The 16,050-nt window shown below is 73.3% G+C and carries 11 protein-coding genes and 2 pseudogenes; 8 read left to right on the top strand and 5 right to left on the bottom strand.

From position 1 onward, the window contains the following. Positions 1-126 (bottom strand): helix-turn-helix domain-containing protein (locus tag HUN59_RS10200; protein WP_174779454.1); only part of this gene is annotated, 126 nt, incomplete at its 3' end. An 81-nt stretch (positions 127-207) separates the two neighbouring features. On the opposite strand from HUN59_RS10200, the pseudogene HUN59_RS19700 reads away from it, so the two are divergent. Then, positions 208-3,273: pseudogene (locus tag HUN59_RS19700) on the top strand (proline dehydrogenase family protein); the annotation flags it as partial. Here the strand turns inward: HUN59_RS19700 and HUN59_RS19695 are convergent. Further along, positions 3,226-6,291: pseudogene (locus HUN59_RS19695) on the bottom strand (proline dehydrogenase family protein); the annotation flags it as partial. The pseudogenes HUN59_RS19700 and HUN59_RS19695 overlap by 48 nt on opposite strands. A gap of 81 nt (positions 6,292-6,372) precedes the next feature. On the opposite strand from HUN59_RS19695, the gene HUN59_RS10185 reads away from it, so the two are divergent. From HUN59_RS10185 to HUN59_RS10170, 4 genes are all read left to right on the top strand, one after another. Then, positions 6,373-7,287 carry a LysR family transcriptional regulator gene (locus HUN59_RS10185; RefSeq protein ID WP_174778284.1) on the top strand — a complete coding sequence of 305 codons (915 nt, stop codon included), beginning with the start codon at positions 6,373-6,375 and terminating at the stop codon, positions 7,285-7,287. A gap of 114 nt (positions 7,288-7,401) precedes the next feature. After that, entirely contained in the window at positions 7,402-8,853 is a 1,452-nt protein-coding gene (locus HUN59_RS10180; RefSeq protein ID WP_174778283.1) for a hypothetical protein, read from the top strand. A 302-nt stretch (positions 8,854-9,155) separates the two neighbouring features. After that, the gene (locus HUN59_RS10175; protein WP_174778282.1) at positions 9,156-10,697 is read left to right on the top strand and encodes a hypothetical protein; all 1,542 of its coding nucleotides are present in this window, start codon (positions 9,156-9,158) and stop codon (positions 10,695-10,697) included. Between the two features lie 131 nt (positions 10,698-10,828). Beyond that, positions 10,829-11,461, top strand: a complete 633-nt coding sequence (locus HUN59_RS10170) for an FMN-dependent NADH-azoreductase (RefSeq protein ID WP_174778281.1) — start codon at positions 10,829-10,831, stop codon at positions 11,459-11,461. 72 nt (positions 11,462-11,533) lie between these two features. On the opposite strand, the gene HUN59_RS10165 is transcribed toward HUN59_RS10170, so the two are convergent. Then, positions 11,534-12,577, bottom strand: a complete 1,044-nt coding sequence (locus HUN59_RS10165; RefSeq protein WP_174778280.1) for an MBL fold metallo-hydrolase — start codon at positions 12,575-12,577, stop codon at positions 11,534-11,536. A gap of 176 nt (positions 12,578-12,753) precedes the next feature. On the opposite strand from HUN59_RS10165, the gene HUN59_RS10160 reads away from it, so the two are divergent. Together HUN59_RS10160 and HUN59_RS10155 are read left to right on the top strand one after the other, a co-directional pair. Further along, positions 12,754-13,797, top strand: a complete 1,044-nt coding sequence (locus HUN59_RS10160) for an ATP-dependent DNA ligase (protein WP_174778279.1) — start codon at positions 12,754-12,756, stop codon at positions 13,795-13,797. A gap of 98 nt (positions 13,798-13,895) precedes the next feature. Next, a complete protein-coding gene (locus tag HUN59_RS10155) occupies positions 13,896-14,039 on the top strand; it encodes a hypothetical protein (protein WP_174778278.1) in 144 nt (47 codons plus the stop codon). A gap of 9 nt (positions 14,040-14,048) precedes the next feature. On the opposite strand, the gene ligD (HUN59_RS10150) is transcribed toward HUN59_RS10155, so the two are convergent. Next, entirely contained in the window at positions 14,049-15,068 is a 1,020-nt protein-coding gene (gene ligD, locus HUN59_RS10150) for a non-homologous end-joining DNA ligase (RefSeq protein ID WP_174778277.1), read from the bottom strand. A gap of 34 nt (positions 15,069-15,102) precedes the next feature. Then, positions 15,103-15,813, bottom strand: a complete 711-nt coding sequence (locus HUN59_RS10145; protein WP_254629852.1) for a G5 domain-containing protein — start codon at positions 15,811-15,813, stop codon at positions 15,103-15,105. On the opposite strand from HUN59_RS10145, the gene ligD (HUN59_RS19690) reads away from it, so the two are divergent. Then, on the top strand, positions 15,812-16,050 hold a 239-nt coding region (gene ligD / locus HUN59_RS19690; RefSeq protein WP_441307015.1), incomplete at its 3' end, for a non-homologous end-joining DNA ligase LigD. The genes HUN59_RS10145 and ligD (HUN59_RS19690) overlap by 2 nt on opposite strands.

The following is a 16,050-nucleotide window of genomic DNA, read 5'->3' as shown; positions in this document are numbered from 1 at the left end:
GCGCTCGAGCACCCCGAGCTGCTGCGAGACCGCCGACGGGGTGAGGTTCATGGCCTCGGCCACGGCCGCGACGGTGCCGCGGATCGAGAGTTCGCGGAGGAGGACCAGGCGCCGGACGTCGAGCATGGTCGAACAGTAGTTCTTCTTCACGGTACGCGTCAGAACTATTTGCTTCCGCTACCGCTTGGTCGGCACCACACTGAGGCCATGACCGACGTCCAGCCGCGCACCGACGCGCACGCCACGCCCGCTGCCGAAGCCCTCGCCGACGCCTCCGTCGCGCTCGTCCGGCAGTGGTTGGCCGAGGCCGAGTCGTACCCGGTGGACGGCTCCGCCAAGCAGCTCGCGGGCGTGCTCGCGGACCCGAAGGGCCTGGCGTTCGCCGTCGGGTTCGTCGACGGCGTCGTGCGCCCGGAGGACCTCGGCGTCGCAGCGCGCAAGCTCCGGGCGATCGCGCCGGACGCCCCCGGGTTCCTGCCGGCCGCGCTCCGCGGACTCGTCCGGCTCGGCGGCGGGATGGCGCCGGTCCTGCCGAACGTCGTCGTCCCGATCGCCCGACGGGTGCTGCGCGACATGGTCGGCCACCTGATCGTCGACGCGACCGACGCCAAGCTCGGGCCGGCCATCGCGAAGATCAAGCGCGACGGCGTCCGGCTCAACGTGAACCTGCTCGGTGAAGCGGTGCTCGGCGAGAAGGAGGCGTCCCGACGGCTCGAGGGCACCGAGCGGCTGCTCGCCCGGGACGACGTCGACTACGTCTCGATCAAGGTCTCGTCGACCGTGCACCCGCACTCGCCGTGGGCGTTCGACCACGCGGTCGACGACATCGTCGAGAAGCTCCGCCCGCTGTTCCGCCGTGCGGCCGCGGCGAGCCCGGCGAAGTTCATCAACCTCGACATGGAGGAGTACAAGGACCTCGACCTGACGATCGCGGTCTTCACGAAGCTCCTCGACGAGCCGGAGTTCACCACGCTCGAAGCCGGCATCGTGCTGCAGGCGTACCTGCCCGACGCGCTCGCCGCGATGCAGCAGCTGCAGGAGTGGTCCGCCGCCCGCCGCGCCCGCGGTGGCGCGGACATCAAGGTCCGGCTCGTCAAGGGCGCCAACCTGCCGATGGAGCAGGTCGAGGCATCGGTGCACGGGTGGCCCCTCGCGACGTGGCACACCAAGCAGGACTCGGACACGAACTACAAGCGCGTCCTCGACTGGGCGCTCACCCCGTCACGCATCGAGAACGTGCGCGTCGGGGTCGCCGGGCACAACCTGTTCGACGTCGCGCACGCGTGGCTGCTCGCGGGGGAGCGCGGGCTCCGTGACGGCATCGAGTTCGAGATGCTCCTCGGCATGGCGCAGGGGCAGGCCGAGGCCGTGCGGCGCACCGTCGGGTCGCTGCTGCTCTACACGCCGGTCGTCCACCCGGGCGAGTTCGACGTCGCGATCGCGTACCTGATCCGTCGACTCGAAGAAGGCGCGTCGCAGGACAACTTCATGTCGGCGGTGTTCTCGCTCGCGTCCTCGCTGTCACTGTTCGCCCGCGAGGAGACGCGGTTCCGCGACTCGCTCGCGCCGCTGTCGCTCCCCGGTGGGCTCGACGCGCCCGCACCGCACCGCGTGGCCGACCGCTACGCCGCGGTCGAGCGGCCCCGCCCGGGGCACTTCGAGAACACGCCCGACAGCGACCCGTCGGTGGCCGCCGTCCGCGAGTGGGGCGCCGGCATCCACGCCCGGGTCGCATCGTCCACGCTCGGCGAGCGCGGCGTGCAGCAGGCGCGGCTCAGTTCGGCGGACCAGCTGTCGACCGTGCTCGACCGCGTCCGCACCGCCGGCGGGACCTGGGCGGGCTGGTCCGGCGCGGCGCGCGGTGCCGTGCTGCACGCCGTCGGCGACGCGCTCGAGGCCAACCGCGCCGCCTTCGTCGAGGTCATGGCGGCCGAGGCCGGGAAGACCATCGACCAAGCCGACCCCGAGGTGTCCGAGGCGATCGACTTCGCGCACTTCTACGGCGAACTCGCCGCGCAGCTCGACGAGGTCGACGGTGCGACCTTCACGCCGGCGGCCCTGACGCTCGTCACGCCGCCGTGGAACTTCCCGGTCGCGATCCCCGCCGGTTCGACGCTCGCCGCCCTGGCCGCCGGCTCCGCGGTCGTGCTCAAGCCCGCGCCGCCGGCCGAACGCTGCGGCGCGGTCCTCGCGTCCGTGATCGAGACCGCTCTCGACGCGCACGGCGCGCCCGCCGACCTGCTCGCGTTCGTGCAGGTCGCCGAGGACGAGCTCGGCAAGGAGCTCATCACGGCGCCGCAGGTCGACCGCGTCATCCTGACCGGTGCGTACGAGACGGCCGAGCTCTTCCGGTCGTTCCGGCCGGACCTGCCGCTGCTGGCCGAGACCTCGGGCAAGAACGCGATCATCGTCACGCCGTCCGCGGACCTCGACCTCGCCGTCAAGGACGTCGTCGCGTCGGCGTTCGGGCACGCCGGGCAGAAGTGCTCCGCGGCGTCGCTCGTCGTCCTCGTCGGGTCGGTCGCCCGCTCGCGCCGGTTCCGCTCGCAGCTGCTCGACGCCGTGTCGTCGCTCACGGTCGGGTACCCGTCCGACCCCACTACCCAGATGGGCCCGGTCATCGAGCCCGCCGCGGGCAAGCTCCTCGAGGGCCTCACCACCCTCGGCGCCGGCGAGCACTGGGCCGTCACCCCGAAGCGCCTCGACGACACCGGTCGACTCTGGAGCCCTGGCGTCCGCGGGGGTGTCCGCCGTGGCTCGGCCTTCCACCGCACGGAGTACTTCGGCCCGATCCTCGGCATCATGACGGCGTCGACCCTGGACGAGGCGATCGACATCGTCAACGACGTCGACTACGGCCTGACCTCCGGGCTCCACTCGCTCGACCCGGGCGAGATCGGCACGTGGCTCGAGCGGATCCAGGCGGGCAACCTCTACGTCAATCGCGGCATCACCGGAGCGATCGTGCGCCGGCAGCCGTTCGGCGGGTGGAAGAAGTCGGCCGTCGGTGCGGGGACGAAGGCCGGCGGCCTGAACTACCTGCTCGGCCTGGGCTCCTGGAGCACGGCACCGGCACAGACCGGCGTGCCGGCCTCGCGCCCGGTGCAGGAGTTCGTCCGAGCAGCCGGGGTCCCATCCCCGTCGCTCGACCGGTCCGTGGCGTCGGACGAGCAGGCCTGGTCGACGCTGTTCGGTGCCGCGGTGGACGTGTCGGCGCTCTCGGCCGAGCGGAACGTCGCCCGGTACCTGCCGTACCCGGGCGACGTTCCGCTCGGCCGAGAGCGCCGACACGTCCACCGCGGCACCGAACAGCGTCGACCAGGCCTGCTCGTCCGACGCCACGGACCGGTCGAGCGACGGGGATGGGACCCCGGCTGCTCGGACGAACTCCTGCACCGGGCGCGAGGCCGGCACGCCGGTCTGTGCCGGTGCCGTGCTCCAGGAGCCCAGGCCGAGCAGGTAGTTCAGGCCGCCGGCCTTCGTCCCCGCACCGACGGCCGACTTCTTCCACCCGCCGAACGGCTGCCGGCGCACGATCGCTCCGGTGATGCCGCGATTGACGTAGAGGTTGCCCGCCTGGATCCGCTCGAGCCACGTGCCGATCTCGCCCGGGTCGAGCGAGTGGAGCCCGGAGGTCAGGCCGTAGTCGACGTCGTTGACGATGTCGATCGCCTCGTCCAGGGTCGACGCCGTCATGATGCCGAGGATCGGGCCGAAGTACTCCGTGCGGTGGAAGGCCGAGCCACGGCGGACACCCCCGCGGACGCCAGGGCTCCAGAGTCGACCGGTGTCGTCGAGGCGCTTCGGGGTGACGGCCCAGTGCTCGCCGGCGCCGAGGGTGGTGAGGCCCTCGAGGAGCTTGCCCGCGGCGGGCTCGATGACCGGGCCCATCTGGGTAGTGGGGTCGGACGGGTACCCGACCGTGAGCGACGACACGGCGTCGAGCAGCTGCGAGCGGAACCGGCGCGAGCGGGCGACCGACCCGACGAGGACGACGAGCGACGCCGCGGAGCACTTCTGCCCGGCGTGCCCGAACGCCGACGCGACGACGTCCTTGACGGCGAGGTCGAGGTCCGCGGACGGCGTGACGATGATCGCGTTCTTGCCCGAGGTCTCGGCCAGCAGCGGCAGGTCCGGCCGGAACGACCGGAAGAGCTCGGCCGTCTCGTACGCACCGGTCAGGATGACGCGGTCGACCTGCGGCGCCGTGATGAGCTCCTTGCCGAGCTCGTCCTCGGCGACCTGCACGAACGCGAGCAGGTCGGCGGGCGCGCCGTGCGCGTCGAGAGCGGTCTCGATCACGGACGCGAGGACCGCGCCGCAGCGTTCGGCCGGCGGCGCGGGCTTGAGCACGACCGCGGAGCCGGCGGCCAGGGCGGCGAGCGTCGAACCGGCGGGGATCGCGACCGGGAAGTTCCACGGCGGCGTGACGAGCGTCAGGGCCGCCGGCGTGAAGGTCGCACCGTCGACCTCGTCGAGCTGCGCGGCGAGTTCGCCGTAGAAGTGCGCGAAGTCGATCGCCTCGGACACCTCGGGGTCGGCTTGGTCGATGGTCTTCCCGGCCTCGGCCGCCATGACCTCGACGAAGGCGGCGCGGTTGGCCTCGAGCGCGTCGCCGACGGCGTGCAGCACGGCACCGCGCGCCGCGCCGGACCAGCCCGCCCAGGTCCCGCCGGCGGTGCGGACGCGGTCGAGCACGGTCGACAGCTGGTCCGCCGAACTGAGCCGCGCCTGCTGCACGCCGCGCTCGCCGAGCGTGGACGATGCGACCCGGGCGTGGATGCCGGCGCCCCACTCGCGGACGGCGGCCACCGACGGGTCGCTGTCGGGCGTGTTCTCGAAGTGCCCCGGGCGGGGCCGCTCGACCGCGGCGTAGCGGTCGGCCACGCGGTGCGGTGCGGGCGCGTCGAGCCCACCGGGGAGCGACAGCGGCGCGAGCGAGTCGCGGAACCGCGTCTCCTCGCGGGCGAACAGTGACAGCGAGGACGCGAGCGAGAACACCGCCGACATGAAGTTGTCCTGCGACGCGCCTTCTTCGAGTCGACGGATCAGGTACGCGATCGCGACGTCGAACTCGCCCGGGTGGACGACCGGCGTGTAGAGCAGCAGCGACCCGACGGTGCGCCGCACGGCCTCGGCCTGCCCCTGCGCCATGCCGAGGAGCATCTCGAACTCGATGCCGTCACGGAGCCCGCGCTCCCCCGCGAGCAGCCACGCGTGCGCGACGTCGAACAGGTTGTGCCCGGCGACCCCGACGCGCACGTTCTCGATGCGTGACGGGGTGAGCGCCCAGTCGAGGACGCGCTTGTAGTTCGTGTCCGAGTCCTGCTTGGTGTGCCACGTCGCGAGGGGCCACCCGTGCACCGATGCCTCGACCTGCTCCATCGGCAGGTTGGCGCCCTTGACGAGCCGGAGTTCACCACGCTCGAAGCCGGCATCGTGCTGCAGGCGTACCTGCCCGACGCGCTCGCCGCGATGCAGCAGCTGCAGGAGTGGTCCGCCGCCCGCCGCGCCCGCGGTGGCGCGGACATCAAGGTCCGGCTCGTCGAGGAGCTTCGTGAAGACCGCGATCGTCAGGTCGAGGTCCTTGTACTCCTCCATGTCGAGGTTGATGAACTTCGCCGGGCTCGCCGCGGCCGCACGGCGGAACAGCGGGCGGAGCTTCTCGACGATGTCGTCGACCGCGTGGTCGAACGCCCACGGCGAGTGCGGGTGCACGGTCGACGAGACCTTGATCGAGACGTAGTCGACGTCGTCCCGGGCGAGCAGCCGCTCGGTGCCCTCGAGCCGTCGGGACGCCTCCTTCTCGCCGAGCACCGCTTCACCGAGCAGGTTCACGTTGAGCCGGACGCCGTCGCGCTTGATCTTCGCGATGGCCGGCCCGAGCTTGGCGTCGGTCGCGTCGACGATCAGGTGGCCGACCATGTCGCGCAGCACCCGTCGGGCGATCGGGACGACGACGTTCGGCAGGACCGGCGCCATCCCGCCGCCGAGCCGGACGAGTCCGCGGAGCGCGGCCGGCAGGAACCCGGGGGCGTCCGGCGCGATCGCCCGGAGCTTGCGCGCTGCGACGCCGAGGTCCTCCGGGCGCACGACGCCGTCGACGAACCCGACGGCGAACGCCAGGCCCTTCGGGTCCGCGAGCACGCCCGCGAGCTGCTTGGCGGAGCCGTCCACCGGGTACGACTCGGCCTCGGCCAACCACTGCCGGACGAGCGCGACGGAGGCGTCGGCGAGGGCTTCGGCAGCGGGCGTGGCGTGCGCGTCGGTGCGCGGCTGGACGTCGGTCATGGCCTCAGTGTGGTGCCGACCAAGCGGTAGCGGAAGCAAATAGTTCTGACGCGTACCGTGAAGAAGAACTACTGTTCGACCATGCTCGACGTCCGGCGCCTGGTCCTCCTCCGCGAACTCTCGATCCGCGGCACCGTCGCGGCCGTGGCCGAGGCCATGAACCTCACCCCGTCGGCGGTCTCGCAGCAGCTCGGGGTGCTCGAGCGCGAGGCCGGCGTGCAGCTCCTCCGCAAGGCCGGACGGCGGCTACAGCTCACCCCGCAGGCCGACGTGCTGGTGCAGGCAGCGGGCGACGTGCTGGACGTGCTCGAACGGGCACAGTCGTCGGTCGAATCGACGCTCACGAGCGTGCAGGGCCGGATCCGTGTCGCGGTGTTCCAGTCCGCGGCGCTCGCGCTCATGCCGACCGCGCTCCACACGATGGCGCTCGAGCACCCCGACGTGCGGGTCGAGATGGTGCAGCACGAGCCGGAGACCGCGCTCAACGAGACCTGGGCACGGGACTTCGACATGGTCATCGCCGAGCAGTACCCGGCGCACGCAGCCCCGCGCTTCCCGGGGCTGGACCAGCGGGACCTGACCACGGACGCGGTGCGACTCGCCCTGCCCCCGACGGACGCGAGTCTCGTGCCCCTCACCGACGACGACCCCGCCGTGGCCCTGATCGACGCGGGCGGGATGCCGTGGGTGATGGAACCGCGGGGTGCAGCGTCCCGGCACTTCGCGGAGCAGACGTGTCGGCGCGCCGGGTTCGAGCCGGACGTCCGCTACGAGACCGCGGACCTGCAGGCGCAGATCCGGCTGATCGAGTCGGGCAACGCCGTCGGCCTCATGCCCGACCTGGTGTGGGCCGGCCGCTCGACCCGGTGCCGGCTGCTCGAGCTGCCCGAGCCGGCGCGACGGACCATCTTCACGGCGCAGCGCCTGTCGAGCGCGGACTCCCCGGTGACGAGTGCCTTCCGCGACGCCCTCGTCCGGGCCGCCGAGCAGCACTGACGCCCGGCGCGCAACCGTGACCGACCCGTGACCTGATCGACGTCAGACCTGGTCCGGGCAGGACACCTCTCATGTGAGGGCGCATCGAGACGCCCACCACCACGAGGGGAACCCATGCACCGCCACAGCTGCCGCTCCACACTCCGCCGCACCGCCGCACTCGGCGCCGCCGCCGTCGTCGTCGCCGTCGGCTCGTCCGCGCTCGGCGTCGGTGCCGTCGCGGCCAGCGCCGCCGAGCCCATCGACCTGGACGAGACCACGACCGCACGGAGCACGACGGTCGCCGGCACGGCGGACTCCGCCCCCGACGCGACCGCGGAGCCGCACGCAGCCGACACGACCCCGGTCGACGCCCCCGACACCGTCGCCCCGACCGCCACAGGGTCGACCACGGCCGGGACCCCCGCTCCGGCGACCACCCCCACCCTGACGACCACCGCGGCGCAACCGACGGCCGCCGCCACGTCGGCGGGTTCCGTGACCGTCAGCGGGACCGCGAAACGCCTCGGCACCCTCACCGCGGAGACCGCCGGGTGGCCCGCCGGAACGACCTTCACCTACCAGTGGCTCCACTCCTTCGACGGCGGCCCGCTCGTGCCGCAGTCCGGTGCGACGACCGAGCGCACGTTCGTGATCGGCTCCATGGAGGGATCCCTCGACCGGTACGCAGTCCGGGTGACCGGTACCGCTCCCGGCCTGGAGCCGACGACCGTCGTCAGCGAGACCTCCGCGCCCGTCGACGAGGCACCCGGGAACCGCTGGGGCTTCCTCGGCGTCCGGAGCCTCGACCTCCGCGTCGGGACGTCCACGAGCACACCGCTCGCCGCCTTCGACGGCGACGGGCTCGTCTACTCCGCGACTGACGCACCGGGCGGAGACGGGAACCCGTTCCCGCTGCCGGACGGCCTGCGCCTCGACCCCGACGGCACCTTGTCCGGGACCCCGACCCGCGCCCAGGTCGTCGAGTTCTGGCTGCACACCTCCTCCAGCATCCGGCCGGACGGGGGTGAGGTCTCCCGGGTCGAACTCGTGATCCTCCCCGGCGACACCGCATCCCTCGGTGCCGTCGTGCGCGGCTCCGGGACGTGGCTGGTCCGGTCGGACGGGTCGACGAACTACAGCCGCAGCTCAGAGGTGCAATCCGGTGACCCGGCCACTCCCCTGCGTGTGCGCGACGGAGAAACGGTCGAGGTCGACCTCCTCACCCTCGACCGGAACGGTGACCTGAACAGTGACCCGCGGCGGCCGACGTGGTCGTCGTCCGTCGACGCTGACGACCTCGAGCCGAGGAGCACCGACGGCACACCGGTCATCGATGCGCGCCTCGTCGGCGCCGGGGACCATCGGATCACCGCTCGGCTCGGCGACCTCACCCTGACCTTCACGGTGCAGGTGGGGGACGCTCCGACGACGGTCGCTGCGGCCTCGACCACCCCCACCCAGCACCCCACCACGGGCTCGCTCGCCTACACCGGCGTCGAGACGGGCGCACCGATCGGCTGGGCCCTCGGCCTCCTGGCCGCCGGTGGCGGCCTGCTCCTCCACCGCGCGCGTCGACGCGCCTGAGCGCTCCTCCTCAGTACGGCGGGACGTGACCGACCCGGACGGTCGCGACCCGTCGCGCAGTGGGTGACCACACGGCGGACGGGAGGCACGGTGCCGGCCCGCACCGTGCCTCCCGTCCGGCGTGTCGGGTGCGTGACCAGGCAACCGGGCGCGCGGTGCCGGCACCAGGCCCCCAACCCAGGTCACAATTCGGGCACTGTGACCGGAAGCCGGTTCCTGTGACAGTACGATCCGAGGACGCCGACATTCTCGGCGGATTCTTACGATCCGGCACCCGACCGGACCTGACCCCTGGGGGACCCGTGCACCGCAGCACCTCCTCGACCCGTCGCGCCTGCGCGCTCGGGACGACCGTCGCACTCATCGGCCTGACGACCGGACTGGGCGTCTTCACCTCGACGGCGGCGTTCGCCGTCGACGAGCCGACCTCGGCCGTCGCACCGGCCGACCCGTCGTCGACGGGCACCACGTCGACCACGACGGACAGCACCGGCGCGGGCACGACCGCGACGGACACCACCGGCTCGGCCACGACGACTCCGACGGACGCCGCGACCGCGCCGTCCGGCACCGGCACGTCGACGGACGCCGCACCGGCTCCGACCACGGGCGACACCGCCGCGCCCGCCCCGACGACCACCTCCGCGCCGAGCACGACGACGAAGGCCGCGCCGTCCGCCGTGGCCCCGACCGCGACCTCCTCGGCCACGATCGTCGGTGCCCCGAAGGTCGGCGTGACGCTCTTCTACACGACCACCGGCATCGACGACCCGCGGGCAGTCTGGACCGTCGAGGGCGGCACGCCCGTCACGGCGTCCTCGTTCGACGTCACCGCCGACATGGTCGGCAAGACGATCACGCTGACCGTCACGGGATCGGCGCCCGGGCAGACCGCGACGGAGGCCACAGCGGCCGTCAGCGAGGACGTCGCGTTCGCGGCCGAGACCTCGTACGAGTCCCCGCGCACGATCGAGGTCACCGCCGGCGACACCCTCGACGAGGTCTTCCGCGTGGCCAAGGGCAGCGGCACGGTCGAGTACTCGATCGGCTACGCCGACCCGGACAGCGTCGACCCCGAGACGGACACCCCCGAGGCCTACCTGCCGTTCGACACCACCTTCGATGCCGCGACCGCGACACTCTCCGGTCGGGTGACCTACGCCTCGGTCTTCGACTTCACCGTCGTCGCGACGAACGGCACCTCGACCGCGACCGAGTACGTCGAGGTGATCGTCGACCCGGCGAAGGCCGTCGGCGTCATGGCCCAGACGACGAACACCTCGCCCGCCGACCTGTTCGACGGCGAGCACCCCTTCACCGGCTGGCTCATCGAGCCGGACGGGCACATCACCACGTTCGCGTTCTCGGGCGACCCCGACCAGGAGCCGACCATCACCGACGGCGGGCAGCCCACGGTCGCGCAGGGGCAGTCACTCTGGATCAACGGCTCGCCGGTCGACGAGTTCGGCAACGACACGACCCAGTACGACGACGAGGGCAACGCGGACCAGGTCACCGTGACGAGCGACCACGCGACCGACCAGATCGCGATCGACGAGGACACGTTCGCGACGAAGGTCACCTTCCCGCACGCGTCGACCCACGTGCTCACGGTCGCCGCGCAGTCCGTCTCGGTCTCCTTCCCCGTGACGGTCGTCCCGACCGCCGCCCCCGCCGGCACCGTGGGCTCGGTCACGCCCGCCGTCGCCACCGCCCCGAAGGGCCAACTCGCCTTCACCGGCACCGACGCCACGAGCGCCCTCCCCTGGGCCCTCGGCTTCGTCGCCGCGGGTGCCGGGCTCCTCGGGGCCGGCGTCCTGCGCCGCCGCCGCACCCAGCGCTGACCCCGCCTGCGGACCGTCGCGCTCCGGCGTGACGGACCGCAGGCCCACCACGGCCCCGTCGCATCCCCCGCGGTGCGACGGGGCCGTCCGCGTTCCCCGCCGGTGCGGCCCGGCGTGGGTAGCGTGGTCCCATGCCCTCCCTGCTGCACATCGACTCGTCGGCCGACCTCGCGCACTCCCGCTCCCGCGACCTCACCGCTGCCTTCGCCGACGCCTGGCGCGCGCGGGGGCCGGAGTACACGGTCGTCCGCCGGGACCTGCACACCGACCCGCTCCCGCACCTCGAGACGTCGGCGCTGCACTGGGCCGCCGCGGACCGTCGGGCGGACGAGACCGTCGCGCCCGAGGCCGAGCATCTCCGCCAGGAGGTCATCGACGAGCTCCTCGCCGCGGACGTCGTCGTGGTCGGGGCGCCGCTGTACAACTACACGGTGCCCTCCACCCTGAAGGCCTGGATCGACCGCGTGCACGTGCCCGGGGTCCTCGCCGGTGACGTGCAGCCCCTGGCGGGCCGTCCGGTCGTCACGGTCGTGAGCCGCGGCGCGACCTACGACGCCGGGACCCCGACCGAGACCTGGGACCACGGCTCCCCCGTGCTCCACCTGATCCTCGGCACGGCGCTCGGCATGAAGCTCTACCCGGTCACGGTCAGCGCGACCCTGGCCGACCGCATCCCGGACCTCGCACCGCTCGCGGAGCACGCCGCTGCCGAGGTCGCCGACGCCCGCACGACCCTGGAGCGCCTCGCCGCGACCCTCGCCTGACGCCGCACGGCGGGAGGGCCGGACGGCGGCACGACCGGCTGGCCGGCCCGCCCGACGGCCGGCGGTCGCCCGTCAGGCGGGGCGGACCTCGTCGGCGCGGCCGAGCAGGTCCGCGTGGAACGCCGTCTGCGTCAGCGCACTCGCGAGCAGGAAGCCCGTCATCGACTCGATGCCGCCGGAGAACGGCACGCGGGCCGCGACCTCGAACAGCGTCGGTCGGTCGAGCGCGTCGAGGGCCTCTGCGACGTGCCGGCTCCGCTCCTCCCGGTGCAGCGCGAGCGTGCGGGCCCGCCGGACGACGTCGGCGAAGCGGTACTCGTGCCCGGGGCAGACCTCGAGGTGGGCGTACGGCTCGAGCCGCGCGAGCGACCCCAGGTAGTCGGCGAGCGGGTTCGACGCGGTACGGCCGCCGAGCCCGATGCCCGGGTTGATCCGCGGCAGCACGTGGTCGCCGGTGAACAGCAGCCCGTCCGGCTCGTCCACGAAGCACAGGTGCCCGGCGGTGTGCCCGGGCGTCCCCAGCGCGGTGAGCGTCCGTCCGGGCACGGGCAGCACGTCCCCGTCCTCGAGCAGCAGGTCGGCGTACGGCGGTTCCCCGGCCCCGCGGCCGATCCGACGGCCGGTCCCCCACGCCGCGACGACCCCGGCCCGCAGCTCGTCGGGCAGGCCCCACGTCGCGATGTCCGCGTCGTTCGCCGCCGCGTCCGCCCGCTCGTCCTGCAGGGCGCGCACCTCGGCGCGGTGCATCGCGACCGGGGCGCCGGACACCGCGCGGACCGCCGCGGCGGCGCCGAGGTGGTCGGCGTGCAGGTGCGTGACCGCGACGAGCGCCACGTCCTCGAGCGACCGGCCGATCGTCCGGAGACCGGCCCGGAGCTCCGTCAGCGAACCGTCGCCGCTCCACCCCGGGTCGATCACGGTGAGGTCGCCGGCCGTGTCCTCGACCACGTACGCGAGCGTCGCCGCCGGGACCCCGCCGTGGAACGGGACCGCGAGCGTCCACACCCCCGGCCGGACCTCCTCGACGGGCGGGAGCGCACCGGCGCGGAGCGCGGCGGCCTGGACGGGACTGGTCGGTTCCGGTGCCGGCGCTGCCGACGGGGCCTCGGTCGTCACGCGACCACCCTAGTGAGGGGACGGACGCGCCCTGGCGAGCCGCGCCTCCAGGCCGACCGTCGCGACCGCCCACCGCGACCCGGCCACCCGATCCGGCCACCCGCCCGCGCGTCCGCGTCCCCACCCGCATCCGCCGGCCCGCGCACCCGCCAGCGCCCGCCGAGTAGACAGGCCGCATGGACACCGCACCGATGCTCGCCAAGGCGGTCGCCGCCGTGCCCGACCCGGACAGCGTGCGGGGCGGACTGCGGTACGAACCGAAGTGGGACGGCTTCCGCGGGATCGTGACGGTCGACGGCGACGACGTGACGATCGGCAGCCGCGGGGCGAAGCCGCTCACCCGCTACTTCCCCGAGCTCGTCGAGGCGTTCCGGGCGCAGCTCGGCGGGCGGGACCACCCGGTGGTCCTGGACGGCGAGGTCGTCCTGCGCAGCGGGGAACCCGGCGCCGAGCACCTCGACTGGGAGGCGCTCTCGCAGCGCATCCACCCCGCCGAGTCGCGGATCCGGAAGCTCAGCGTGGAGACGCCCGCGCAGTTCGTCGCCTTCGACCTGCTCGCCTGCGACGGCGAGGAGCTGCTCGACCGGCCGTTCGACGAGCGCCGTGAGCGGCTCGAGACCCTGGCCGCGGACCTCCACGACCCGCTGTTCGTCACGCGCACGACGCTCGACGTCGACCTCGCCCGCGAGTGGCTCACGACGTTCGAGGGAGCAGGCCTCGACGGTGTCGTCGCGAAGCCCCGTGCGAAACCGTACGAGCCGAACAAGCGCACCATGCTCAAGGTGAAGCACCACCGCACCGCCGACGTCGTCGCGATCGGCTACCGCGTGCACAAGAGCGGCTCCGGCGTCGGCTCGCTGCTCGTCGGGCTGTACGACGACGACGGGGAGCTCCGGCAGGTCGGCGGCGTGTCCGCCTTCACCGACCGCCGTCGCCAGGAGTTGGTCGAGGAGCTCGCGCCCGTCGTCGTCCGGGACACGGACGGGAGGCCCGTCACCGGTGACGGGGAACGGTCGCGGTTCTCGTCGGGTCGCGACACGTCGTTCGTCCGGCTGGCGCCGGAGCGGGTGCTCGAGGTCCGGTACGACCAGATGGAGGGCGACCGGTTCCGGCACACGGTGCAGTTCGCACGCTGGCGTCCCGATCGCGAGGCCGGATCGTGCCGGTTCGACCAGCTCGAGGTCCCCTCGGCGTACGACCTGCGAGACGTCCTCACCTGAGGCTTGCGCTGTCCGGTCCGCGCTCTTATGCTCGCAGTAGTTAGCCTAACTAGTAACTTGAGTGCGGCAGGGACGCCCACGGCAGACGGGAGCGGGACATGATCATCGACGGCATCAGCGACGCCCACCGCGGCACCTGGTCCCGCCTGACCAGGCTGCACACCGCCAGCGTCACGCTCCCGATGCAGACCACGCGCGTGGCCGAGCCGGAGCACCGCGCCGAGGACGTCGCCGCCGCCTAGCCGCCCGGTTCAGCCCTTCTTCGCGCGGGAGGGCTGTACGCGCGGGGGCTCCCCCGGCATCTTCGGGAAGTCCGGCGGGAACGGCAGCTCGCCGAGGCCCTCCGCCACGTCGCGGTCCCACCACGCCAGGAGCGGCGCGAGGTCGCCCGGCTCCGCGTGCAGCTCCGCCCACGGATCCCCGGTCGACCGGAGCCGCTCGGGGACCGACCGGACCGTGAAGGTCGTCGGGTCGGCGCCGTCGAGCTCGTCCCACGTGATCGGGGTCGAGACGCTCGCGTGCGGGAGCGCCCGCGGGCTGTACGCCCCGGCCATCGTCCGGTCGCGGTTCGCCTGGTTGAAGTCCACGAAGACCCGCCGTCCCCGCTCCTCCTTCCACCACGCCGTCGTCACCCGGTCGGGCATCCGCCGTTCGAGCTCCCGCGCGGCGGCGATCACCGCGTGCCGCACGTCGAGGAACTCGTGCTCGGGACGGATCGGCGCGAACACGTGCAGCCCGCGGTTGCCGCTCGTCTTGATCCACGCCGTCAGTCCGACCTCGTCGAGGACCCGGCGCAGCTCGTGGGCGACCGGGACGGTGTCCCGGAAGTCGGTGCCGGGCTGCGGGTCCAGGTCGATGCGGAGCTCGTCCGGGTGGTCGCTGTCCTCGGCGCGGGACGCCCACGGGTGGAACACGACGGTGTTCATCTGCGCCGCCCAAACCGCCACGGCCGGCTCGTCCACCACGAGCTGCGGGTGCGACCGGCCGCTCGGGTAGGTCACCGTCACGTCCCGGACGTACTCGGGCGCACCCTTCGGCGGATTCTTCGAGAAGAACGAGTCGCCGTCGATGCCCGCGCCGTACCGCTGCAGGGAGATCGGGCGGTCGCCGTTCGTCCGGACGAAGGCGTCCCCGACGGCGACCAGGTACTCCGCCAGTTCGATCTTCGTGATCCCGGGCTCCGGGAAGAGCACGCGCGAGGGGCTGCTGATCCTGACCTCGCGGTCGCCGTGCGGCCCGGGGACCGTCAGCGTCGTCGCCTCGCTCGCCATGCAGCGGAAGGTACACGGACCGCGCCGGGACGGGTCACATCGTGTTCCAGTGCAGGTGACCGTTCGCGTCGGGCCCCTTGCCGCCACACCGGTACGACTTCCCGGTCGACGACTGTGCGACGGCACCGTTCTGGGCGTCGGCACAGAATGCTCCCGGCGTGATCACGCCCGGGGCCGGAGCCTGCTGGACGGGTGCCGGCGCGGCGGGTGCCTGCTGCGCGGGTGCGGCCGGGGCGGGAGCCGGGGCCGGTGCGACGTACGAGCCGATCGCGGTCACCTCGGCGACGGGGGCCTTCGTCACCTCCTTGCCGACCTCGACGCGGTCGGTCTCGACGCCGTCGGTCGTGGTCACGCGCCAGGTGGTCGTCTCGACGCCGTCGACACCGGCCGTCGTGACCTTCGTCTGCCCCTTCGGCAGCGACGGGTCGTCGACGGTCGTCCGGTCGAACGGCACCGGGGCGTCCGACGTGACCTCGGTCACCTCGACGACCGGGGTCGGGGTCGGCGTCGGGGTCGGCGTCCGGGTGGCCTTCGGCGCGGTGGTCGGATCAGCGGCGGCCACGACCGCGGCCGGCCGGGCGTCCCCGGCGCTCGCCGCGACCGACCCGACGAGTGCGCCGGCCGAGCCGACACCCCCGAGCCAGACCGCTGCGGCCACGGCGACCACGACCGTCGCCTTCGTCTTCGTCGTCAATGCTGCCCACCGCATGTCGTCCGCCCCTTCCGGCTGTCCGACGACGAGCATGACGACTGCTCAAGGACGAGGGCGACCCCCCACAACGGGGCGCCGCGTTGCCCGGACACGACGCGCTCGGACGCGTCGCTCTCCCCTCCCCGGGATCACGAAGATCGAACTGGCGGAGTACCTGGTCGCCGTCGGGGACGCCTTCGTCCGGACGAACGGCGACCGCCCGATCTCCCTGCAGCGGTACGGCGCGGGCATCGACGGCGACTCGTTCTTCTCGAAGAATCCGCCGAAGGG

The organism is Curtobacterium sp. Csp2, from assembly GCF_013347165.1.
The sequence above is the reverse complement of the archived record's forward strand: the minus strand, read 5'-3'. Positions and strand labels throughout refer to the sequence as shown.

Coding starts and splice junctions, on each gene's coding strand:
- HUN59_RS10185 (WP_174778284.1), top strand. CDS start 6,373: ATGCTCGACGTCCGGCGCCTGGTCCTCCTCCGCGAACTCTCGATCCGC.
- HUN59_RS10155 (WP_174778278.1), top strand. CDS start 13,896: ATGATCATCGACGGCATCAGCGACGCCCACCGCGGCACCTGGTCCCGC.
- ligD (WP_174778277.1), bottom strand. CDS start 15,068: ATGGCGAGCGAGGCGACGACGCTGACGGTCCCCGGGCCGCACGGCGAC.
- HUN59_RS10145 (WP_254629852.1), bottom strand. CDS start 15,813: ATGCTCGTCGTCGGACAGCCGGAAGGGGCGGACGACATGCGGTGGGCA.
- HUN59_RS10160 (WP_174778279.1), top strand. CDS start 12,754: ATGGACACCGCACCGATGCTCGCCAAGGCGGTCGCCGCCGTGCCCGAC.
- HUN59_RS10180 (WP_174778283.1), top strand. CDS start 7,402: ATGCACCGCCACAGCTGCCGCTCCACACTCCGCCGCACCGCCGCACTC.
- HUN59_RS10170 (WP_174778281.1), top strand. CDS start 10,829: ATGCCCTCCCTGCTGCACATCGACTCGTCGGCCGACCTCGCGCACTCC.